At 64.1% G+C, this 22298-nt stretch carries 20 protein-coding genes and 1 tRNA gene; 10 read left to right on the top strand and 11 right to left on the bottom strand.

What is annotated here, in order from left to right; genetic code table 11:
• On the bottom strand, positions 1–802 hold an 802-nt coding region (locus tag BN948_RS22815; RefSeq protein WP_035624073.1), incomplete at its 3' end, for a TPM domain-containing protein.
• A gap of 2 nt (positions 803–804) precedes the next feature.
• Positions 805–1404, bottom strand: a complete 600-nt coding sequence (locus BN948_RS22810) for a LemA family protein (RefSeq protein WP_009519242.1) — start codon at positions 1402–1404, stop codon at positions 805–807.
• Positions 1405–1475: 71 nt separating this feature from the next.
• Here BN948_RS22810 and BN948_RS22805 point away from each other — a divergent pair, with 71 nt between their 5' ends.
• The 3 genes from BN948_RS22805 to BN948_RS22795 are packed head-to-tail and all read left to right on the top strand — an operon-like array spanning position 1476 to position 3481.
• Positions 1476–1913, top strand: coding sequence for a YybH family protein (locus tag BN948_RS22805; RefSeq protein ID WP_009519241.1), 438 nt, complete (start codon positions 1476–1478; stop codon positions 1911–1913).
• 13 nt (positions 1914–1926) lie between these two features.
• On the top strand, positions 1927–2937 hold the full coding sequence (locus BN948_RS22800; protein WP_009519240.1) for a YheT family hydrolase: 1011 nt from the start codon (positions 1927–1929) through the stop codon (positions 2935–2937).
• Between the two features lie 10 nt (positions 2938–2947).
• On the top strand, positions 2948–3481 hold the full coding sequence (locus BN948_RS22795) for a DUF2946 family protein (RefSeq protein WP_009519239.1): 534 nt from the start codon (positions 2948–2950) through the stop codon (positions 3479–3481).
• Positions 3482–3511: 30 nt separating this feature from the next.
• Here the strand turns inward: BN948_RS22795 and BN948_RS22790 are convergent, their stop codons facing one another.
• Positions 3512–4351 carry a c-type cytochrome gene (locus tag BN948_RS22790; RefSeq protein ID WP_009519237.1) on the bottom strand — a complete coding sequence of 280 codons (840 nt, stop codon included), beginning with the start codon at positions 4349–4351 and terminating at the stop codon, positions 3512–3514.
• A gap of 237 nt (positions 4352–4588) precedes the next feature.
• Here BN948_RS22790 and BN948_RS22785 point away from each other — a divergent pair.
• Both BN948_RS22785 and BN948_RS22780 read left to right on the top strand, forming a co-directional pair.
• Positions 4589–4664 (top strand) — tRNA-Arg (locus BN948_RS22785).
• Positions 4665–5188: 524 nt separating this feature from the next.
• The gene (locus BN948_RS22780; RefSeq protein ID WP_009519235.1) at positions 5189–6007 is read left to right on the top strand and encodes an NYN domain-containing protein; all 819 of its coding nucleotides are present in this window, start codon (positions 5189–5191) and stop codon (positions 6005–6007) included.
• A gap of 287 nt (positions 6008–6294) precedes the next feature.
• Here the strand turns inward: BN948_RS22780 and BN948_RS22775 are convergent, their stop codons facing one another.
• The gene (locus tag BN948_RS22775) at positions 6295–7743 is read right to left on the bottom strand and encodes an IS1182 family transposase (RefSeq protein WP_035624070.1); all 1449 of its coding nucleotides are present in this window, start codon (positions 7741–7743) and stop codon (positions 6295–6297) included.
• Between the two features lie 476 nt (positions 7744–8219).
• On the opposite strand from BN948_RS22775, the gene BN948_RS22770 reads away from it, so the two are divergent.
• The 3 genes from BN948_RS22770 (at position 8220) to BN948_RS25885 (ending at position 12155) form a co-directional block, all read left to right on the top strand.
• Entirely contained in the window at positions 8220–9380 is a 1161-nt protein-coding gene (locus BN948_RS22770) for a CBASS cGAMP-activated phospholipase (protein WP_138819849.1), read from the top strand.
• Positions 9373–10449 (top strand): cyclic GMP-AMP synthase DncV-like nucleotidyltransferase, encoded by a 1077-nt coding sequence (locus BN948_RS26955; RefSeq protein ID WP_051756313.1) that lies wholly within the window; start codon positions 9373–9375, stop codon positions 10447–10449. Before BN948_RS22770 ends, BN948_RS26955 begins: the two co-directional genes overlap by 8 nt.
• A 134-nt stretch (positions 10450–10583) precedes the next feature.
• Positions 10584–12155 (top strand): ThiF family adenylyltransferase, encoded by a 1572-nt coding sequence (locus BN948_RS25885; protein WP_051756309.1) that lies wholly within the window; start codon positions 10584–10586, stop codon positions 12153–12155.
• Positions 12156–12235: 80 nt separating this feature from the next.
• Here the strand turns inward: BN948_RS25885 and BN948_RS25880 are convergent, their stop codons facing one another.
• The 7 genes from BN948_RS25880 to BN948_RS22720 all read right to left on the bottom strand — a co-directional run bounded on the left by BN948_RS25880 (position 12236) and on the right by BN948_RS22720 (position 20236).
• Positions 12236–12796: a hypothetical protein gene (locus BN948_RS25880; protein WP_051756307.1), complete on the bottom strand. Its 561-nt coding sequence runs from the start codon at positions 12794–12796 to the stop codon at positions 12236–12238.
• Positions 12793–14088: a hypothetical protein gene (locus BN948_RS22745; protein WP_035624061.1), complete on the bottom strand. Its 1296-nt coding sequence runs from the start codon at positions 14086–14088 to the stop codon at positions 12793–12795. The genes BN948_RS25880 and BN948_RS22745 overlap by 4 nt, the downstream gene beginning before the upstream one ends.
• On the bottom strand, positions 14081–14770 hold the full coding sequence (locus BN948_RS22740; RefSeq protein ID WP_035624059.1) for a hypothetical protein: 690 nt from the start codon (positions 14768–14770) through the stop codon (positions 14081–14083). The genes BN948_RS22745 and BN948_RS22740 overlap by 8 nt, the downstream gene beginning before the upstream one ends.
• Positions 14760–18437: an ATP-binding protein gene (locus tag BN948_RS22735; RefSeq protein WP_162182754.1), complete on the bottom strand. Its 3678-nt coding sequence runs from the start codon at positions 18435–18437 to the stop codon at positions 14760–14762. Before BN948_RS22735 ends, BN948_RS22740 begins: the two co-directional genes overlap by 11 nt.
• Before the next feature lie 173 nt (positions 18438–18610).
• On the bottom strand, positions 18611–19510 hold the full coding sequence (locus tag BN948_RS22730; protein WP_035624054.1) for an NAD-dependent DNA ligase: 900 nt from the start codon (positions 19508–19510) through the stop codon (positions 18611–18613).
• 37 nt (positions 19511–19547) lie between these two features.
• Positions 19548–19970 (bottom strand): SET domain-containing protein, encoded by a 423-nt coding sequence (locus tag BN948_RS22725; protein ID WP_035624051.1) that lies wholly within the window; start codon positions 19968–19970, stop codon positions 19548–19550.
• A 56-nt stretch (positions 19971–20026) separates the two neighbouring features.
• A complete protein-coding gene (locus BN948_RS22720; protein WP_035624048.1) occupies positions 20027–20236 on the bottom strand; it encodes a helix-turn-helix domain-containing protein in 210 nt (69 codons plus the stop codon).
• Between the two features lie 150 nt (positions 20237–20386).
• Here BN948_RS22720 and BN948_RS22715 point away from each other — a divergent pair, with 150 nt between their 5' ends.
• Together BN948_RS22715 and BN948_RS22710 are read left to right on the top strand one after the other, a co-directional pair.
• Entirely contained in the window at positions 20387–20626 is a 240-nt protein-coding gene (locus BN948_RS22715) for a hypothetical protein (protein ID WP_035624045.1), read from the top strand.
• Positions 20619–22160, top strand: coding sequence for a site-specific integrase (locus BN948_RS22710; protein WP_081922029.1), 1542 nt, complete (start codon positions 20619–20621; stop codon positions 22158–22160). Before BN948_RS22715 ends, BN948_RS22710 begins: the two co-directional genes overlap by 8 nt.
• Positions 22161–22298 lie beyond the last annotated feature (138 nt).

The following is a 22298-nucleotide window of genomic DNA, read 5'->3' as shown; positions in this document are numbered from 1 at the left end:
GCTGGCCACCCCAACCGCCCCCGTGGCCACCCCGGCCCCGCGACGAGGGTGTCGACACCGGCATGAAGCGCGTCAGCACTGCCACCAGCATGCCCAGCAGCGCCGCGCCGGCGCTAACCCACAACACAGAGGTGAGCAGCCAAGCGATCACGCCCGAGGCCGCGCCGGTGAGAGGAATGCCCAGCGCGCGACCAAAAGCCCGGCGCATGAAGCCGGCCACCATCGGCACGGCGAACAGCAGGAACACGAGGCCATCGGTCCAGTCGCCCGCACTGCCTTGCGAGCGCGATTCCTGCGTGGGCAGCGGCAAGGCCTCACCGCGCACGGCCGCCATGATCTGGGTGAGCCCCGCATCGATGCCCCCCGCGAAGTCCCCCTGCCGCAGCGCGGGCGCCACGACCTGGTCAAGGATGCGGCGCGCCAGCAGGTCAGGAATGGCGCCTTCAAGAGTCTTGGCCGGCGCGATGCGCATGCGCCGGTCGTCCTTGGCAATCACGAACAGCAGGCCGTCGCCCACCTCGGGCCGGCCGATCTTCCAGGCATCGCCCAGGCGCTGGGTGTAGTCGGCGATGTCTTCGGGCGCCGTGCTGGCCACTATCACCACCACGATCTGCGTGCCGCGCTCGCGCTCGAAGCCGGCGAGGCGCTCTTCGATGCGTTGCAGCGCGGCGGCGTCGAGCGTGCCGGTGAAGTCCATCGCCCGCGCACGCAGCTCGGGCACGGGTTGCAAACCCTGGGCCCAGGCCAGTGCCGACGCCAGCCCGAGGGCCAGCGCCAGCAGCGTGCGCAGGGCTAGCGCCATCGTCAGGGCTTCTGCGTGCCGAAGTCGACCTTGGGCGGCTGGCTGATCTCGGCCTCGTTGGCGACGCTGAAGTTGGCCTTGGGCTGGTACCCGAACACCATGGCCGTGAGGTTGCTGGGGAAGCTGCGCGCCAGCACGTTGTAGGCTTGCACCGCCTGGATGTAGCGGTTGCGCGCCACGGCGATGCGGTTCTCGGTGCCTTCGAGTTGCACGCGCAGGTCGGAGAAGCCCTGGTTGGCCTTGAGGTTCGGGTACTGCTCCACCACCACCATCAGGCGGCTGAGCGCGCTGCCCAGCTCACCTTGCGCGGCCTGGAACTTCTGCAGCGCCGCCGGGTCGTTGAGCAGCTCGGGCGTGGCCTGGATCGAGGTGGCCTTGGCGCGCGCGTTGACCACCGCCTCCAGCGTGCCGCGCTCGAAATTGGCCTCGCCCTGCACCGTGGCCACGATGTTGGGGATCAGGTCGGCGCGGCGCTGATACTGGTTGAGCACCTCGGCCCAGGCCGAGCGGCTCTCTTCATCAAGCCGCTGGAAGTCGTTGTAGCCGCAGCCGCCCAGCACGGCGGTGACGCAGATCAGCAGAAGTGAGAGCAGACGGCGCATGGGACCTCCTTGGGACAGCGGGTTCGCGGGCACTATACCCCGCGTCCGTGGCGCGGCGGCACAATGCGCGCATGCGCAAACCCAAGCTGCCACCGGGCACGCCGGACGACACCGAAGCCGCGTTTTACGACGCCCTGCAGCACGCCGACATCGAGCGCCTCATGGCCTGCTGGGCCGACGAGGACGATATCGTCTGCGTGCACCCGGGCGGCCCGCGCCTGATCGGACACGAGGCCATTCGCGCCACCTTCGAGGCCATGTTCGCCAACGGCGCGGTGATGGCCATGCCCGAGAAGCTGCACCGCCACGACGATGGCCACTGCGCCGTGCACAACCTGGTCGAGCGCGTGGCCGTGCTTACCGACGACGGGCCGCAGCACGCCTACGTGCTGGCCACCAACGTCTACATCAAGACGGCCCAGGGCTGGCGCCTCGTGGCGCACCACGCGAGCCCGGGCACGCGCGTCGAGCCGCCCGAACTGTCCGGTCAGAAGCCCCTGCTGCATTGAGTCACCTTCCAAGTTGAAACCCGAACCGCGCACCGACCTGTCCGCCTACCGTGCGCCATGGTGGCTGCCCGGCGGACACGCACAGACCATCTGGCCTGCGCTGCTCGCGCGCCGGCATTTCGGGCCGGCACCGCAGTGGCGGCGCGAGCGCTGGATCGCGCCCGATGGCGACTTCATCGACGTCGACCACGCCAGCCACGCGGCGCATGAGCAGGCGCCCCGCCTCGTGCTGTTCCACGGCCTCGAAGGCTCCTCGGCCAGCCAGTACGCCGTGGCCTTCGCCGATGTCGCCGCGGAGCGCGGTCTGGCGTACGCCGTGCCGCACTTTCGCGGCTGCTCGGGCGAGATGAACCGCGCGCCGCGCGCCTACCACTCGGGCGATTTCGAAGAGATCGACTGGATCCTGCGCCGCTTCGCCACCGCCGAACCGCAGCGCCCCTTGATCGCGGTGGGCGTCTCATTGGGCGGCAATGCGCTCTTGCGCTGGGCCGGTGAATCGGGCGAGGCCGCCGCCAGCGTCGTGAAGGCCGTGGCCGCCGTGTGCTCGCCGCTGGACCTCGCCGCGGGCGGACACGCCATCGGCCGTGGCCTGAACCGGCAGATCTACACGCGCATGTTCCTGCGCAGCATGAAGCCCAAGGCGCTGAGCAAGCTTGCGCAACACCCGGGCCTGTTCAGTGCAGAAGCCCTGCGCGCCGCGCGCGACCTGCACGCCTTCGACGACATTTTCACTGCACCGCTGCACGGCTTTCGCGACGCCGAGGACTACTGGGCTCGGGCCTCGGCCAAGCCGCACCTCGCGCGCATCCGCGTGCCCGCGCTCGCCGTCAACGCGCTCAACGATCCCTTCGTGCCCGCCCACTCCTTGCCGCGGGCAGGCGAGGTGGGCGCGCGCGTCACGCTCTGGCAGCCCGCCCACGGCGGCCATGTGGGCTTCGCCGCCTCGCTGGGGGCGTGGGGATTGCCCGGGCATGTGCGCACCATGCCCGACGCGGTGGGACACTGGTTGCTTGCCCACACCTGAGCCGCACCGAATGGACGACATCGTCAAGGCCGCGCTCGCCAAATGGCCCAACGTGCCGCACTGCCACGGTTGGCTGGGGCTGGACGCGCGCGGCCAGTGGTACATGCGCGATGACCGCGCGCAAGCCGCCGGCCCCTTCGCGCGCAGCAAGGGTTCGCTGCTGCGGCACGACAAGCTCATCGCCTTCATCCACCGCAACTACGCGGCCGACGATCAGGGCCAGTGGTTCTTCCAGAACGGGCCGCAACGCGTCTATGTGGAGCTGGAGAACACCCCGTGGGTGTGGCGACTGCAGCCCGACGGCTCGGTGCAAGCGCACGACGGCGAGCCAGTCACGGTGCGCGCCAGCCTGCTCGACGAGGAGGGCAGGCTCTACCTCGATACCGACCGTGGCGTCGGCCTGGTGCACACGGCCGACATGGCGCTCGCGGCCGACGCGGTGGAGGCGGGGCGCTGGCAACCGCAGGCCGTGCGCGCGGACGATCTGCCCACGCGATTCGGCTTCGTGCGCAGCCCCGAGGCCATGAAAAAAGCCGGTCAGTGACCGGCTTCTGTGCGGTGGCGTCGCGCGCGCTTACTTGGCGCGATCGATCAGGTACTGCACGGCGGCCTTGATCTCGGCATCCGAGGCGGCCATCGCACCCCCCTTGGGCGGCATGGCGCCCTTGCCCTTGATCGCGCTGGCTGTGAGGGCTTCCACGCCCTGTGCGATGCGCGGGGCCCAGGCGGCCTTGTCGCCTGTCTTGGGCGCGCCCGCCACGCCAGCGGCGTGGCACACCGTGCAGGCTTGCTTGTACAGGGCCTCACCGTTGGCGGCGACAGCGGCCGCCGAGGCGGGTGCTGGTGCGGCGGGTGCGGCGGCCGCAGGAGCGGCGGCGGGTGCGGCAGCGGCCGGCGCAGGCGCAGCGTCGGCTTTCGGCGCGGGCGCGGCCATTTGCGGCTCGGCGAACTTGGCGCCGGCGGCGTTGGCCATGTGCACCACGGCGCGGCCGATTTCCGCGTCGCGGAACGCGCCGCCGCCCTGAGCGCCCATGGCGCCCTTGCCCTTCAGGGCGGAATTGAGCAGCGCCTCGTAGCCGGTGGCGATGCGCGCGGCCCAGGCCCCGGCGTCACCGAACTTGGGGGCGCCTGCCAGACCTGCTTCGTGGCAGGCGGCGCACTGGGCCTTGTACACGGTGGCGCCGGCTTCGAGCGGGCGGTTGGCGTCGCGGATTTCCACCGAGCCGACCTTCTCGATGCGCTGGGCGACCGCGAGTTCGGTGTCGACCGCGCCGGCGCCAGGCTTGTTGGCCGAGGTCACGAAATAGACCAGGCCAATGATGATGAACACGGGGACCACGAAGGCAAAGAGCGACGTCCACATTAGCTGGGCGGGCGTCTTGATGGGGCCGGTATGGGAATCGTGGTCGCTCATGGGGTCCTCAGGGGGGTGGCAGGCGGGCCTTCAAGGCCTTCTGGCAGTGCGCGCCGGGCGTCGGCGGACAGCCCGCGATTATATCTAGCGCCTATGGCGGGCCCGGGCGATCCCGAGCAAGCCGCTAGAATGCATGGCTCTGCGCGGCTGTAGCTCAGTGGATAGAGTATCGGCCTCCGAAGGCTGTCGTCATTCGGGAACCGCGCAGTAGAAGGAGTATTGGTCTTTTCCAGCCACGCGGCTGTAGCTCAGTGGATAGAGTATCGGCCTCCGAAGCCGAGGGTCGTGGGTTCGATCCCCGCCAGCCGCGCCAAATCAAGGACTTACGCGCATCCAAGCGTGGGTCGATCACGTAGTTGAGGCGCTGCCTCTCCCCGGCAGCGCGCTGTTCGTGGGCCAGCTCGGGCACTGAGGCGATGGTCTTCGACCTGCTGCGCAGTTTGCTGTGGCCCGCAACTGGCCCACTGCTGGCCCAGCGGAATCCGCGAGATGTGGTTTCGCCTCGGGGAACGACCATCGCTCTTTAGCCTAAAAGGCAGACCCAGGAAGTCGCCTCAGGACGGTACAGGCGGTAGGAGCGCCGTTTTGACAAAGACCGTCCTCGCGATGCTCGGGCCGAAGTCAGGACCCACCGCGTCCTCCTTGCTGGCATACCACTTCACCTCAAGTGCGATTTTTCCGCGTCCCGTAGTGTGAACATTTCGGTCCGACGAATTCCTTCTTGTGGTGTGCTGGTGCCATGGCTCCGGACGTCGCGGTGGTATTGCTCCTTCCCGGTCAATTGACTCTACCAAGGGGCATTACGATGACTGCATCACGACTGGGAGGGAGAAAACTGTGCGAACCAACGACAACGGCGAAAGCGGATCTGTCGCCCTGTACTGGGACTTCGAGAATCTCCACGCCGGCCTCATGGAGGCCAAATACGGCGAAGGTGCGTATGCGAAGCAAGACAACCGCTTCAAGGTTCAAGAGCCTTTAATCGATGTCCAGGCCCTGGTTGAACTCAGCGCCTCGTTCGGGCCGGTCGCGATCAACCGTGCTTATGGCAACTGGCAGTACTTCGGTCGGTACCGCGATGCCTTGCTTCAGGGCTCGGTCGAGCTGATCCAGCTATTTCCGCCAGGGGCTTCCGCAAAAAATGGCGCCGATATCAAGCTCTGCCTCGATGCCACAGAGGATCTCAGCCGTTTCGCTCACATCAGGACAGTCATCGTCGTGGGCGGAGACAGCGATTACATGCCCGTTGCGCAGAAGATCAAGGCCGCTGGACGCACACTGATCGGCATTGGCAACCGCAAGAACACCAACAAACACTGGGCCAAGAGCTGCCACGAGTTCCGCTTCTACGACAGCCTCATCGAGCCGGAGACCCTGGTCGACAGCAAGAAGGGCGATGCCCCCGAAGCGGCCACCGCACTTCCGGCTAACCCCGCCGCCGACTTGCTACGCCGCGCCCTACACCTGCTGTCCGAATCCACGGGCGAACCCTGGGTGAACAAAGCCAACGTGTTGCCACTGATCAAGCGGCTGGACCCCACCTTCGACCCTAAAGACTTCGGCTACGCCGGATTCGGCGAAATGCTCAAGGCCCTGGAGGCGGTGGTCGAAGTGCGGAAGAGCGAAGACGCCCACCACCTGCGGCTGCGGCGCTAGGGCAGGCGTGCCCGCAGTAAGCGGGATACCGAGTCTGGTTGGCTCTGAAAGAGAACCGTGATGGCACTCCTGCACATCAGTTCGGTTGTCTGCGAGACCATCGCAAAGGTGTCGAGGACGGCTACGCAGCGAGGCTGTGTGACAACGCGGGAAGCACGCGCCCGACAGAGGCGTAGCCAGCCGCTCAGGCGGTTTTCTCGGTTTGGTCGCGCCTGCGACCCGTCAGATTGATCTTCGAGGCGATCTCGGGGTGCCTATTCACCCTGCAGCGACCGCAGATGGCGCCCTCATGCGCCCAGGAGGCGCATCGCTTTCATGGCCCCCTCGAAGCCAAGGATGCTGAGGACTCGCCTGAAGTTGTACGCCAACACGCTCAGGCTCATTTCGGTCGCCACGTTTTGGAAGCCTCGGGTCAGGAAGTGTGTCCAGCCCATCCAGTGCTTGAGCGTTCCGAAGACGTGCTCAATGGTGCTCTTGCGCACCGTCATGGCGTTGGGCATTCGGTCCAGCCGTTGCTGGGTCTTGTCCATGACCTCCTCGTGCTCCCATCGCCTGATGCGCCGGTACTCACTCGTTGTGCACTGCGCTTTCATTGAACAGGCGGGGCAAGCGCTGGACCAGTAGATGCTGATCTGCAGCCCATCCTCCTCTCGACTGAAGCGCCGGATCGCACGCTGACCGGCTGGGCATTGGTACTCGTCGTCACGGGCGATGTAGACGAAGTCGGTCTTGTCGAACCGGCCTTCGAACCTGGCGTTGGATGTCATCGGTTTAGGAACAAGCGCGGCAACCCCGGCATCCTGGCAGGCCTTGAGCCCAGGGCCGCTGTAGTAGCCGCGATCGGCGATCGCTTTCAACCGGCGCTTGCCCATCGCATCGCGCGCCGCCAGAGCCATTGGGCTCAGCTGCGCGCGGTCATTGCCGTTGTTCGTGACCTCGTGGGCCACGATCAGATGATTCTTGGTGTCCACCGCGGCTTGCACGTTGTAGCCCACCATGGCCGTTCCCTTGGCGCTGTAGGTGGTCATGGCCCGCGCATCAGGATCCGTCTGGGAGATCTGCCGATCCGGCAGGGTCTCCAACTGCGCCTTGATCACCTGCAGGCCTTGCAGGCGCTGGCGCATCTTCTGGATCTTCCCGTGCAGCCGTTCGGTCTTGGCCTGCATCTCTGCAGGCTGGGTCCGGTCTGCCGTCTCCAGCGCGTCCATGTAACGTTGGATGCTTTCCTCCAGGTCGCGCTCGCGTCGCTCGATCTTGCCCGGCGTGAAGTTGCGCTCCCGGTTGTTGACCGCCTTGAACTTGCTGCCGTCGATGGCCACCACGGCCTCGGTGAACAGCTTCAACTCGCGGCACAGCATCACGAAGCGACGGCAGACGTTGCGGATGCCCTTGCCGTTGTCGCGCCGGAAGTCCGCGATGGTCTTGAAGTCGTGGGCGAGCCGCCCGGTCAGCCACATCAACTCCACGTTGCGCTGGCACTCACGCTCCAGCCTGCGACTGGACTGGATGCGGTTGAGGTAGCCGTAGAGGTAGAGCTTCAGGAGCACCGCGGGGTGGTAGGAGGGCCTGCCGGTTGAAGCCGGCGTTGCGCCTTCGAATCCCAGGGCCGCAAGGTCCAACTCGTCGATGAAGGCATCAACGATCCGAACCGTGTTGTCCTCTGTAATGAAGTCGTCCAGGCACTCTGGCAGCAATGTGACCTGCTGCCGGTCCTGACCCTCGATGAATCTGGACATATTGACCCCGATGTTCAATATGTCTGCGGACTCTACCGGCCCAGGAGGCAGGCCGTGAGAGGGTTTTCACACAGCCCCCAGCGGTTGCTGCCATTCGAGGTGCGAGGTCAGAGGTCTGAACTGAGCCATTAAGCAGACTGTCGTCTGCCCGCGCCATTCTGCGCGGAAGCCAGTGCGTCTACCGTGGCGCCGTGACCCATCTTGCTCCGCCTCACTCACCCTCGGCGAGATTCACGAGCGTGGCAGGCAAGCGCGCCACATGGGCCTGACGTGCCGCGGCACTGACGCGTTTGTAGCGATGAGTCGATCGAATGGCTCCCCGTCAGTTTCGCACCGCAGCTAGTTCCGACGACGAAACCGGGCGAAGGCGTAAGCACCTGAAAATCGCTAACGAGGGAATAGCCTTGGTGAACGCCTGAAGCCCACCACGGCCCTGAAAAAACGCCTGTTTCGTGTGAAGTGCCTCTTGAAACTGATTGCAACGCGCCCAATATGTCGCGGATCATTTCAAACCACAGGGAGCACATGTGGAGGAGACGAAGCCCTTTCGAGTCCTGTGCCTGGACGGCGGTGGCATGCGCGGCGCATACCAAACTGCCTATCTGGCCACCTTCGCCGAGCGCATCAGTGAGAAGCTGAAGCTGCAGGGTCCGCTCGACGTTGGATCGGCCTTCGACCTCGTCGTCGGCACGAGCACGGGCGGTATCGTGGCCTGTGGGCTCGCGGCCGGCGTGCCTCTGACGCAAATGCAGGAGCTCTATGCCAAGGCGGGAAAGAAGATCTTCCCGCTGCAGTGGGTTCGCCCGCTGCCCATCCTCGGCAAGCTCGTTCGCGCGTTCGGCATCGGCACCATCTGCGGCGACCGGGCGCTGCGCAAGACGCTGACCGACACGCTGGGCGACAGCACCATCGGGTCGGTCTACGACGATCGCAAGATTGCCTTGGCGGTGCCGACGCTCGATCTGGCCCGCCACGCGGCGGTCGTCTTCAAATCTCAGCACCTGAAGCGCCTGAATGGGCGAGACAACAAGCGCACCCTGGTCGACGTGTGCATGGCCACCAGCGCGGCGCCCATCCTGCGCTCGATGGCTCGCCTGCAGGAGCCAGGTGGCTCCGGTGCGACCGCAACGTATGTCGATGGCGGCCTCTGGGCGAACAACCCCGGTCTGATCGGCATGATGGAAGCGACCGAGATCCTGAAGGATCGCGGCGAAAACCGCCCCATCCACCTCTTCATGCTGGGCACGCTGCCCTCGCAGGGTGGCGAGGAAATCCACTGGTGGCGGCATCGGGCGGCTTGGGGCTGGGGCTTCGGGCTCAAGGCCATCTCGGCAAGCCTGAACGCGCAGGCCGTCGGGTACGACTACCTCACCAGCAAGATGGCCGAGATGCGCGGCGATGGCAGCTTCGCCTATCGACTTCCGGCTCAGTGCCCGTCCAACGAGCTGCGCGACTACCTGACCAACATGGATGACGCCCGGAAGAAGGTGCTCAACGCACTGGCCCGCCAGGCGATCTCGGACGTCGATTTCGCGTTCGCCTCGACGGCAACCGAGATGCAGGAATTTCGTTCCACCCTGGCCACCTCCAGACCTCACCCATCGGCCACCAACCAGGAGCAGAACACCAATGGCTGACATCGACTGCCACAGCGAGATGACGAACTTCCACCGGGACAACGTCACGCTCTCGAACAAGCAACAAGGTGAGATGCGCACGCGACGCGACGCCGGCCGCACCCGCCTGGAGAACGGTCTCAACGAGGCCAAGAAGCCGCAACCCAAGGAGGTTCGGTCGCAGGGGTCGTACCAGATGCGCACCATGGTGCAGGACGACGACAACGACTACGACATCGACGACGGGGCCTACTTCGCGTCGGCTGATCTCAAGGATTGGATCGGCTTCGCTTTGACGCCGAAGGAAGCCCGTCAGCGGGTTTGCGACGCGCTGGTTTGGGACGGCCGACTCAAGCAGGAAGCCACGGTCAAGCGCAACTGCGTTCGCCAAGTCTACGCCGCGGGCTACCACATCGACATTCCGGTGTACCGCATCGTCACCACCAAGGACGAGAACGGCGATCCGGTGGAGCACTACGAGCTGGCAAGCGGTGATGAGTGGACGCGCTCTGACGCCCGAGCGGTGACCCGCTGGTTCAACGGCCTGGTGGGCGAACTGAACGCCGGCGAATCAGACGGTAGCCAGATGCGGCGCATCACCAAGCTGACCAAGAAGTTTGCGCGACGCGCGGACTGGAAGAACGAGACGACGAGCGGGATCAGCATCACCAAACTGGTCGTCGACCACTTCCAGTACAGCGCGGATCGCGACGACAAGGCGCTGCGCGAGACGTGGAAGGCCATCGACAAGAAGTTGCAGAAGTCGACCGAGATCGACCATCCCGTGCTGGCGACCAAGCTGGCGTCGGCGGGCGACGATGCCGTGACGTTCTTCCGCGATTGCTTGAGCGGCGCGCTCAAGACGCTGGAGGCACTGGAGAAGTCCGATTGCACGCGCAAGCAAGCCCGTGAGGCGTGGGACGGCGTGTTCGACACCGACTACTTCAGCAAACAGCCGGACAACAAGGACGACGATGGTGGTGGCGGCGGCGGCAACGGCGGCAATGGCGGCGGCAACAAGGGCTCGGCCATGGCGGTCACGTCCGTCGAGACCGCTCGTCGCAACGATGGTGGCGGGAGGTTCGGCTGAGGACCGAAGCAGAACGCGCGCAGGCCGCGAGTGAGATCGAAGCTGGCCTCGAGCAGCATCGCCCGGGCCAGTGGCAGCGGCTGACTGCGGGGGCACTGGAAGAACTCCAAAAGGGGTTTGAGGCGGGCTGGCGGGTGAACATCCCCGCTGGATCGCTCGAGCTGGAATCGGTCGACCACCTGGTGCTGGCCATCGATGCCGCATTCCCGAACTCGCAGCCCCGGGTCTTCGCACCTGCGGCGGGCAGCGACTACAGCTGGCCGCACGTCGAGCAGGCGGGGCTGCTGTGCTTGCGGTCGACCAGGAACTCTGCGCCGATCGCCGACCGGGTGCAGACGCATCTGTGCGATGCAGAGGAGCTTCTCAACTTCCCAGCACCCAAGCGGCGCGAAGAGTTCGAACGGGAGTTCACGGCCTACTGGTCGCACCGGGCTACGAAAAGCGCCGACCGTGCGCGCGTGTGGAGCCTGGTCACCCCGGGTGGGGTGACACGCGAAGTGGCGTACTTCTTCGATGCACGGTCGAATCGCCATGTGATCGCCGACGACAAGGACGAACTCAAGCGCTGGTTGCGCAACACCAGCGCCAACCCGGGTGACAAGGAGATCTACCCGACCTGGCTGTTCCGTCTTTCGCAGCCTTGGACGCCGCGGGAGTTTCCGGAAACCGGCGACGAGATCACCAAGCTGCTCCCGCAGGACATTGTCCGCAAATGCCTGGAGCCTGGGCTGCTGTCACCGTTCTTGTTCGAGGTCGACACCCAGACCGGCACCGCCTTCGCGGGGGTGGTGCTGCGAGGGGCGGAGCGCCGTGACGTGATGAAGGGATTCCGGCACATGTCAAAGGTGCCCGCAGCACGCATCGTCGGCTCCTACGCGAAGCGCCCTGTCGAGCGCTGCAAGGTTGCGCGTGTCGACGGAGCATGGGTTCACGGACGGGATCACCCCTCGAGCTATGCATTGGTCAAGAACCGCAAGGTGGCCATCATCGGCTGCGGTGCCATCGGTGCGGCGGTGGCGCGTCTGCTCGCTCAGGCGGGTGTGGGCGAGCAAATCTTCGTCGACGGGGACAGTCTGACGACGGCCAACATCTCTCGGCATCCGCTGGGCATGTTCCACGTCGGCTTCAACAAGGCTGCCGCGCTGCAAGAGCACCTGCGACGAGAATTTCCCCACCTGAAGTTCGAGCACGCGTTTCAGCGTCGATTCGAATCGCTCACCAAGAAGGATCTCGAGCAACTGGCCAGCGCCGACCTGATCATCTCGGCGGGGATCGACTTCGATGGCGAGGCAGCCCTGGACCATTGGCGGCGAAGCCTGGGCCGCCCCCCAGCCCATATCAGCGCCTGGGTGGAGGCTTACGCTGCTGCCGGGCATGCCGTCTTGCTCTACGGCAAAGCGTCGATCCTGGCAGGCTTTGACGGCGAGGAACGACCGAACTTCCGGCTGACCGATTGGCCTGATGAGTCGGGTGCACTCATCGTAGAGGCTGGGTGCGGCAACAGCTTCCAGCCCCATGGCGTGATCGATCTGCACCCCACTGTCGGGATGGCGGCTGGGCTGGCACTCGATACGCTGCTCGATAAGGTGCCTGCCTCGTGCCGCCGTGTGTGGATGGGCGACCCCGCAGTGGTAGAGGCCAACGGCGGCACACTGAGAGAAACCTTCAGCGACCGGCTGACGATGCGCGAGTTTGTTTGGCCATGATCTGTTTTTTTGCTAACCCTATGCAGAAGCACTCGATCGTCGGGCATCTCGAAGACACCTCTCAGGCTCTGTCGATTTCCCTACCGGCCTTGCAACACGTCAGCCGGCACCGTCAGTCCACCCCTTGGGCGACTGAGGCCGGCGGCCAGCTGTTTGGCACGCTCAGCCTTGCTCTCGTAGTCGATCCACCGGTTGCGCTCGAGAAAGCGCAGGCTCTCCAGGTTCTCCACTACCAGCAGAACGTCGGCGCGCACACTGAGTGCTTGCTCCAAGGTGAGTACTTGGTAGCCCTGAGTGGCCACGGGAAGACCGTCGAGGTCGCAGTGGCCGTGGGCGGCCTTTACGGCGATGGAGTCCCCGTGGGGGGGCAGCGTGCCGGCCTTCTCCCTGGCCGGGTTGTTCTGACCGGCCTCCGCTCGCCGCAGTCCAGTGCTCGGCGGCTCGATCGCGATATTGGCGTTGACCAGCATCTGGCGCGCCCGGGCGGCGTCCGCCTCGGTGAAGGTGAATCGGCTGCCAATGTGCTGGCCCATGCCGTAGTGCTGGCCGAGTGACCTCGAGGTAGAAGAGGCGGCCTTCTGCCCTGAACCCTTGGCCACCAGGTCTTGCAGGAAGGCGATCTCGTGGGCGGTGTAGCTCATGAGTTCCGCGATGCCACGCCTGAAGTCAGGGAGGTGGTTGCGTGAGGATTGGTCGGGATTTGGGCGTAGGCATCCATGAAGAAGTCGTTGAACTCGCCGGGTGCACGAGCTCGAGCGAGGACGTCGACCTGCAGTCCGGCGGAGGCAATCTGCGCGCAGGCGTAGAGCAACCATTCCTCGTCCGTCACCGAGTCTTCCAGCTCATAGGCCTCCCCGTGGCGCTCAAGCCATTGCAGGAGAGACGCGGTTTGCGAGTCGTTGATTGCAGGGTTGGCCCGTATGAAGTCAACGTATGCATCGATGAGTTCATCGATCGGCTCGACGACGGGCTCGACCGTCTCCTGCGAGGTGGCGAGGACCTCGGGCGACTCGATGACCTCGGGCTTGGGCGCTGTGGTGATGGGAGGGAGGCGCTTGGCCGCGGAGAGCACGCCTTCGGTGACGACGGGGTCGTTGTCTGCGACGTCCACGTTCCAGGTGGTGAGCAGACCTTCCGGGGTGGCCAGCTTGGCAGCGACCTCCGGCTTCACATCGAGCTCGAAGCCCTCGCTCATCCGGTTCTTGGACAGCCACAAAGCCACGTTGGCCAGGTTTCGCTGGCGTTGCTCCATCTGGCGCAGTGAGAACAGGTTCTTGGAGACCACGCGCTGGATGTCGCCTATGCGGGCGGTCCAGTCGGCCAGACGGGAGAGGACGCGCACGTTGAGCAGGCGACGCACTTCGGGCAGGTGTAGGCCAATCGCCTCGTTCGCCATCTCCTGGACCCGCGCGTCCAAGGTCACGATCTGGCGACTGAAGCGGCCGATCTCCTTGTAGTAGAAACCGTTCTCCCGGATCTTGCCCGCGACGGACTCGACGTCACCGAAGTTCGTCGTCACCTTGGCGCCCAGCATCAGCAGGTTCTGGTCCATGAGGAAGCCGATTCGCACCACCGCCTGGTCCAGCCTGTCCATGGCTCGGTCCGCATCGCGAACCGAGCCTTCACGACGGAAGTCGCGCAGGCTGTCGAAGTCTTGGCGCAGCTGCCGGATGGGCGAATCCAGTTGCGCGAGCTGACGGAACGCTCCATAGCTGCTGACGACGTAGTCGCCGATGAACTCGCGAAGCAGTGGGTTGAGGTAGTAGGTGTCCTCGTCCACCGGCATGAGCGCGCGCATGCGGATGAGGGTCTCAACCCCCCTGTTGCGCTTGCCACCGGTGGAGACTGGGCCACGGATTGCCTCGCTCACCAGGTCGCTGTGGTCCGACAGCGCCTTGAGCAGCTGCTGGATCGGGTTGAGCGGCTCACTCACCCTTGGCTCCCTTGAGGCCGCCATCTGCCGCGGCGGCGCGAAGCAGATCCGCCTGGCCGTCCTGGTCGTCGTCCTCGGCGGCATCCGCATCGGGCAGAGCGGTGTCGGTGAGTTCGGGTACGTTTTCCACCAGGTACTGCATGACGGCATGCAGATGATCGACCTTGCCCGTGATCTGGTAGGTCTCCGTGGAGGCATTGGAGACGACCAGGTAGCCTTCAGCGCGCAGGCGATCGAGCATCTTGCGCAACAGCTCGTTGTTGGAGAGCCGGGCATCCGCCCCTGGGATTCGCAGCTCACGCAGGCGGCTCACCAGGGTGGTGTCTTCGTTGACCTTCAGCAGGATCTCGGCGAGCTGGACGTATTCGCCCGGCACCCCGCGAAACCCGTCCTTGGTCAGGCGCACCAGGTTGAGCATCTCCACGAGCAGCCCGTAGACATCCCGAAACCGCGCCAGGTCGGCCTTGACCTTGGCCACCTGCTCATTGGTGTGCACCTGCAGTGGTGCCACGAAGAAGGCGCCGTCATCGCCAAGACGCGCCAGGCGCCGGTCCAGGCTCTGCAGCCACTGATCAGCCTTCTCGCCCTCGCCAAGCTGCACCAGGTCCGCGTAGGCCTCCGGGAAGGCGTACTGGCACACGAAGTTGCCGGCGAGCAAGGTGGCTAGGGTCTCAGGCTTCATGGCCAGCTTCCGAAGTCGCAGCTGCAGCTTTGCGTGCGGGGCGCGCCGCCGGCGCAAAGAGCCCGATCGAGCCGCGGTCCTTGAAGACATAGCGCCGGGCGAAGTGCCGGAACTCGGCGTGGGTGAGGGTGGGGGAGGCCGTCACGGGATCGATGCGGTTCTCGCGCAAGGTGTCCATAAGGCCCTTGAAGTTGCCGGGGTCGAACTTGCCTACCTCGTCGCTGATCCAAGGGATGTAGATGTCGTTGTCGCCCCGGATCATGTTGAGCATGCCCACCAGGAGGCTGATCAGGATGATCGCGTTGATGCCGGTGGAGGAGATGTGCTCCAGGTCGGCCGGCCGGCTGAAATGACGCGTTTGCCCATTGACTGTCACGCTGCCCTTCAAGTCCACGTGGGCGGCCAGGTCGAGCTCGACTGTGGAGTCCTGGCGCAGCAACTGCAGGAATTTGGTGAGCGCGGCCGCCGTGTCCGCCGACGGTAGTTGGGAGCGGTCGTTGACTGCCAGACTTGTCTCATGCTCACGCGCGACGCGGTCGATGGCATCGATCTCGCGCATGAAGGAGATCTCCCCGAAGTTGGAGACGATCTCGACCTTCAGGCTCTCGATGCGGTGGAACTGGGCAACGTTCAGACCCCTCTGGAACTCCCTGTTGAAGTTCCTCACCTCACCCTCGAAGCGCGTGATCACCCCACGGAATTGGCGCACCTGGTTCAAGATGGTGGTGACGTCGTTGATGACGTTGGGCAGCACCTGGCGGCGCAGGCCGGCGTAGATGGTGCAGAGCTCGGCCGCTCGCCCCATGGGCGTCATGTCGGCGGGCAATGCATCCAGGCTTTGCTGGATGTATTCGGCGACAGAGCTGGCCTGTCCAATGAGTTGATCGCGGATGGGGCCGTGACGCCGCCGCACCACGTTCTCGCTGTTCTCGACCTGCGCCCGGGCGCGATTCAGGCGTGAGCGCAGTTCATCCAGACTCAAGTTGGGCTCGGGCTCTCGGGAGGTTGACTCGCTCAGGCCGAGCTCTTCCAGAATGGCCACCAGGGCGTTGATTTCTCCGTTGAGCAGGGCCTCAAGCGATTCCAGGAGTCCAACCTCCGCTGCGAGCACCGAACCCTCTTGCTTGGCCTTCTTCTCATGGGCCGACAAGTCGGCCTGAGCCTTGGCCCGCGCCCCTTCCGTCTTCCTGGCAGCCGTCCCAAGGTTAACGAGGATTTGGTCGCCGCCCTCGTTGAGCCACTGGCGCCACAGTGCAACCGTGGGGCGTCGCTCGAGGATGCGGTTGATCTCCTCCCTTAGTGTCTTGGCCTCGCTTCGACGTGCAGCAAGCACGACCGGATCGACACCCTCAGCCTTCAGAGCGGCATCGAGTTGGGCTTGCAGGGCCGCGGCGTTGGCCTTGCCCGTGGCAAGGGCTTCAAGCGCCCGACCTTCGATGGCATCAATTGACTGTGTTGTGCGGGCCCTGAGCTTGGCAAGCTGGACATCGAGGTCCTTGCCGACCTGCTCACGATCCGCGCGCTCCTTCGTCTGGGCTCTCTCGAGTTGAAGGCGCAGTTCGGTGAGCTTGTCGCTAACCTCCTTGACCCGGGTGGCTCCATTTCGTTTGATCTCCGCGACCTCCTGATCGCATCGATCGCTGGCCGCCTTGGCTTCCCGCTTCGCTTTGTCCAGGTAGGTCTGTGCGACGGCGACTTCACCTTCAGCCTCGCTCCTGCTCTTCTTCCTGGCATCTAGGGTCTGAGTGGCCGTGTTGAGAGCCTGTTTGGCTTCGGCAAGCCGGGTCTTTGCCGCAGAGTGAACCCCTTCAGCGTGTGCGAGGGCCTCGCGAAGCAGTTCGTCGTCGGACCATTCGGGCTGGGCGAGTGGGGTGGTGTTGAGCTGCCAGCCAAACGCCACCTCCTGATCTGCGCCAGGGTTGTGCATGGGTGAGAGGTCTGAGCGCGAGAGAAGGGCAGGGTCAAGGATTTTGGCAAGGCCCCTTTTCCAGGAGTCGTCAGGGCTTGCTCGCAGGACGCTCAGCAGCGTGCCGTCGGCGGGGGTCAGGCGCGCCTGGGCCTGCGTCACGCGTGCGACGGCCTCGTTGAGGCGTTGCTGCGTGTCATCGACAAGGCGTTCGGCATCCTGGTGCTCGCGCCGGGCGCTTTCCCATGCTGTGTTCGCAGCTTCTCGGCTCCTGCCGACATCCACCAGGCGCTGTGAGGCATTGATCTGGGCGTCCTGGGCAGCCACGAGCTCCTGGCTGGCCGCCCGGCTTGGCTGGGCAGCCGCTACCTGGGCCTGCAGCTGCGCCCGCTCGTCGACCAACTCTTCGATTCGGGGCTTGAGTTCAACCTCGATAGCACTGAGTTCAGCGGTCAAGGCGGCCTGCTGGTCCGCCGCTGCCTTGCGAAGGCCATCGGCTTCGGCGTCTGATCGGGATCTCACGTCTTCTTTCGAGGCTCGGATCTTCGCCGCCGCATCCCTGGCCGCGTCGTTCGCCTCGCCGATCAAATCGGCGAACCTGCGCTCGATGTTGGAGGACTTGCCAGACATCTCGTCCGCGCTGGCCTCGAGGTGACGCAGGTCGACCTGCTTCTGCTCGACACGCTCGAGGGCATTGGCCCAGTCCTTGACCTCGCTCAGCTGCAAAGAGGCCCTTCGTGCCTCTTCCGCACGCACCTTGTTGTGTGCATCGTTGTGTGCGGAGCTGGATTGCTCGACCGCGGCCATAAGGGTTGCGGTGGTCCTCTGGCTCCTGGTGTTGTGCTCGTTCAGCGCTCCTCGCGCGGCCTTCAGTGCGTCCGTGGTGACCAGGAGCTTCTCCCGGCGCGACTTGAGCGCCGGTGCGACCTCCTGCCGTACGGCCCGCAGCGAGGCCTCGGCGTTGCTGAGCTGCTCCAGAGCTTCTCGAAGCAGGCCCACGTCCTTCTCCATGCCGAATGCCTTTTCCAGGGCATTGCGATCGCGCAACCAGTTGGCGATCTGGTCCTTGCTTTGCCGCAGGGTGACCTTTTGGCGGCTCGGGACGTCTCCATGGGTACTCAGCCGCTCCTGCACGATGGTGATGGCCAAGCGTACGAAGTCCTTGAAGTCCAGCTTCTCCTTGGCCACCGCCGCAATGAGGCGATCCAGATTGGTCAGGCGCGAGCCAAAGCCATAGACAGTGCTCAGGCGTCGCAGCTCTTTGGCGTCCTGCGTGCGAGCCTCGGCCCCCAGGATCACCGCTCGGTACTCGGAGATGTCGAGCAGCTTCGAGCACTGGGCTCCCATCGCGATGTAGGCGTCGCGCATCTGCCCGTCGTCGCAGAAGATCTGCCGTCCCTCCTCGTTGGTGTGCAGGAAGGCCTCTTCGCGAAAGCCGCGGTTGATGAAGCGATACACCGGGCGATGGTCGTTGTCGCCCCGGCGAAGCACGGCGCAGCGCATGTCGTGTTCTTCATCGTTGCCACGCTGGTACTCGAAGACGATCGCGCTGTAGGGCATGGGCAGCACGAACTTGAGCATGGGCTCTCGACCGCCCACGGTTTCCGTAATCTGGCTGGGCAGGGTGCCAAAGAACAGGGGAAAGAGCTCCAACGTCGTGGTCTTGCCAACCGCGTTCTCGCCAGTGATGGATGCTCCATCCCGTGGATCGATCTGATTGATGCTGGCCGAGGTGGCGTTGCCGCTGGTGCGTGTGTTCACCAGAAGCATGCGACGAAGGCGAGATGTCACTTGAGTCTCCCAGAGATTGTTATTCCGAAGACAGCGTGCTGCGTTGGCGCGCGTAGGTCCGAACTTGTACAGGGACGCCGTGGTGGTAGGAAATGGCAACCGCTGTTGCAGGTCTGTTCGCCTACCGCAATAGAGCGGATCGGTTAGCCTGCGTCCAGCACGGCATCGTGAAAGTCGTTCTCATGGAGGATGACCACGCGCACCCCTTTGCGTCGCAGTGCAACTGCCTTCTCTACCTTTCGGCCGTAGCAGGCGAATGCCCAACAAGGATTTCCCTCGGCACCGATAACGAGATAGTGCAGCTTTGTCGAGACCCCCGACAGCGTCTCACCGCCGAGGCGTTGCACGAGTCCTTCAAAGTCTGCGCGTTTGTACTTGGACGAGGCGCCAGTGAAGCAGAACGTTTTCGAGGGGAAAGTCACCTCAGGACCTACTGCACACAGCGCACCGATGCTCTGTTCTGGACCGTCAAAGGCGATTGGACGAACTATGGTTCGTTCATCAAGTACCGCGAGAAACTCGGTGAAGAAGTCAAGCAACATCCTTTGCTCGGTCTCGTCAACACGACCGTCGCTCAGCGCCTTTGTTGTCAGTGTTGAGATCTCGTCATATGGCCAGCAAGTTTGCAGGTGGGCGTGTTCTGAGAGCCATTCAGACAGGCCCCGCATTTCCTCGGTTGAAATGCGACCATCTGCCGCGATTCCACCTACCAAAGCATGAAGTCGCTGAAGATCAGCCGTGACCATGTCGAAGAACTCAGTGCTCCTGAGTCTCTGACAGAGCCAGGTCAAGTCTTCGCGTTCATCAGGGTCTAGTGCGCCATCGGCGACGGCTGCTACCAGGGCCGGCACGAGCTCGGAGTAGGGATGACGGGACGCGACGTCCTGGTGATCGGCCAGCCACATGCGTAGCATGGAGATTTCGCCGTCCGTAACTTTTCCGTCGATTGCTATGCCTTCAAGCAATCCAAGCAGCGAGTTGATCGACTTCTCCAGGCGACCTTTACCGGTGAATCGGAAGTAGGAACGAAGGTCTGAATCCATAATCCCTCATGTTGGCGATGTGGGGTGGCTGCTGCGTCTACATCGGTTGAATGCCAGTACCTTCAAACCAGTTGTCTTGAGTGGACGTGATATCGCCGTGAGACGCGTTGTAGTTGATGGTCAGCTCTTCGTCGGCCTCAATGTCACGCGCCGCGAGGAAGTTCAGCAGACCCGCTACCGGGTCAGCAACAAATCGCATGTTTGCCGGATTCGAATGGTTGTACATGCTCCCCCAGCCAAGCGCCAAGCCTGACTGAAGACCTTCTCCGGTCAGATCACCCCATGCGAACACCCTGGAGGCTATGCACTGAGGCATGCTGAACTTGGCAATGTCGAGAAGTAAGACGGGACAGGACTCCACGGTTTCGCCAGCCTTGATCGAGCGAGCAGCGAACACACCTCGCCCTTTTGGCGTCCCCGTGTCCTTGATATACCCAGCCGCAGGTTTTATCAGCGTCACGTGATGTGCTCCTGTCTCGGTGAGCTGCACGGGATGTGTAGATCTGCCGCGCTGCGCTAGTCCTCGTCAGGGAGGTACTGGAATAGGTCCGCGACATCGACACTGAAATACTTGCAGAGCGCATTCACGGCCTCAAGGTCGATTCTTGTCGCCGTCTCTTGATACAGCAGCGTGATCGTGTTCCGGTGAAGACCGGTGTCCCGCGCGACATCGCTGATCTTGAGCTTTCGCTCCCCCATCAGGCGGGACAGGTGGCACTTGATCACATCACTCTCCGTGTCTTTTTTTCACTCAGGATGCAAAAAAGCACTTGACAGTGGCATTTAGGCGTCCATAATGTCGTCCAAGATGGCAAAAAGCGATCTGTAGAGCGTTTTTGACATCTGAATTGTCGCATCGGATGAAAGGAGTGACCAGTGTCTACAGCGACTTATCTCACCACGGACGAGCTTTCTGCTCGGATCAAGTACGACAGCCGAACGATCCGCGATCGGCTCAAGGACAGCGTTCTTATCGAAGGGCGGCACTACATCCGTCCCTTTGGTGGCCGCAAGACGCTCTACATCTGGGAGCACATCGAGGCTGACATGGCGATGGCCTCGTCTGGCGGCTCTGCGACGATTCCGCTGGCGAATGGAGGCATGCTCCATGGGTAGCATTCGTCGCCTCGACAGCAAGGGCACGCTGTTCCTTGACTTCAGATACGCCGGGCAACGGCTGCGCGAGTACACCGCTCTTGCAGACACGCCGATGAACCGCAAACGTCTGCAAAAGGCCCTTGAGCGCATTGAAGGCGAAATCGCCCTCGGCACGTTCGACTACGAGAAGACCTTCGGAAAGCCGCTTCCGGCCAAGTCCGGCCAGGTCGACTCCGAAGCTTCGACCAACGACGCTGAAACCGCTCAGCGCACCACGCGCTCTGGCACGCCCTTGTTCAAGGACTTCGCCGACATGTGGTTCGCCGAGTGTGAAGTGTCCTGGCGCCGTAGCTACCGCGTCACGCAACGGGGATCGCTGGACCAGTACCTGATCCCGTACTTCGGGGACAAAGAGGTCGGCCACATCACCAAGGCAGACGTTCTGGCTTTTCGGGCATCACTCGCCAAAGTACCCGCCCGAAAACGCCTCTCCACGCTGTCCAACCGTCGCATCAACTCCGTGATGAAGCCGCTGCGCCAGATCCTCAACGAGGCGGCCGACCGGCTGGAGTTTACGTCCGCGTTTCGCAACATCAAGCCGCTCAAGATGAAGCGCAGCGACGTCATGCCCTTCACGCTCGAGGAGGTCCAGCAGATCCTCACGACCGTGCGGGCGGACTTCCGCAACTACTTCACCGTGCGCTTCTTCACCGGCATGCGCACGGGGGAAGTGCACGGCCTGAAGTGGAAGTACATCGACTTCGAGCGCCGCCTGATCCTGGTTCGCGAGGCCATCGTGATGAAGGAGGAGGATGAGCTCAAGACCGATGGCAGCGTGCGCGACATCCAGATGACCGACCTGGTGTTCGACGCCTTGCAAGCGCAGTTCAAGGCCACGGCCAAACTCTCCGAGTTCGTCTTCTGCAACCGCAAGGGTGAGCCGATCGACAACCAGAATTTTCTGAATCGGGTCTGGTCACCGCTGCTGCGCCATCTCAACATCCCTCACCGCAGGGCGTACCAGATGCGGCACACGGCAGCCACGCTGTGGCTCGCCGCCGGCGAAGCACCGGAGTGGATCGCGCGCCAGCTCGGCCACACCAGCACCGAGATGCTGTTTCGGGTGTACAGCCGCTACGTGCCCAACCTCACCCGCCGTGACGGCTCGGCCATGGAGCGGCTCTTGAAGCAGCACATCTCGGTCGCCCCGGTGCAGGGTCTGGTGGTGCGCCTGCCGGAAGAGGCGGCCATGTTGCCCGCGGTCCAGCAAGCTGGGGCGCACGCTGCGTCGGCCGAGACCGCGGTCAACGATGCGCTCGATCCGTCGGCTCTCATGTCGCAGCCTGGCGTGCCGCTTCAGGACGGGCATGCCAGCTCGGTACTGGCGGCCAACGAGGCGCAAGCGTTCGAGGTGCTGCCCGCGCCGCGCCGCCACAAAGGTGCATCGGGTGGCGAAGGCCGGACTCGAAACGGCACCGATCCGGGTGAGGCGGAGCTTGCCGCCTTGCTCAGGCCACCACCGCTGCCGCCGTTCCTGAGGCACGGCTCATAGCGCTGCGCTGAGCGCCCAGGCGCTTTCTCGACCCACGAACCCTGACCAGCTGACTGGTTGACGGGGTCTCCTCGTTTTCAGTGCAATAAGTGACGGTACGCAAAGCTAGCACTGGCGCGGGGGTGGTCTGGGTAGACC

Source organism: Hydrogenophaga intermedia, assembly GCF_000723405.1.
GTDB classification, from domain to species: domain Bacteria; phylum Pseudomonadota; class Gammaproteobacteria; order Burkholderiales; family Burkholderiaceae_C; genus Hydrogenophaga; species Hydrogenophaga intermedia.
The sequence above is the reverse complement of the archived record's forward strand: the minus strand, read 5'-3'. Positions and strand labels throughout refer to the sequence as shown.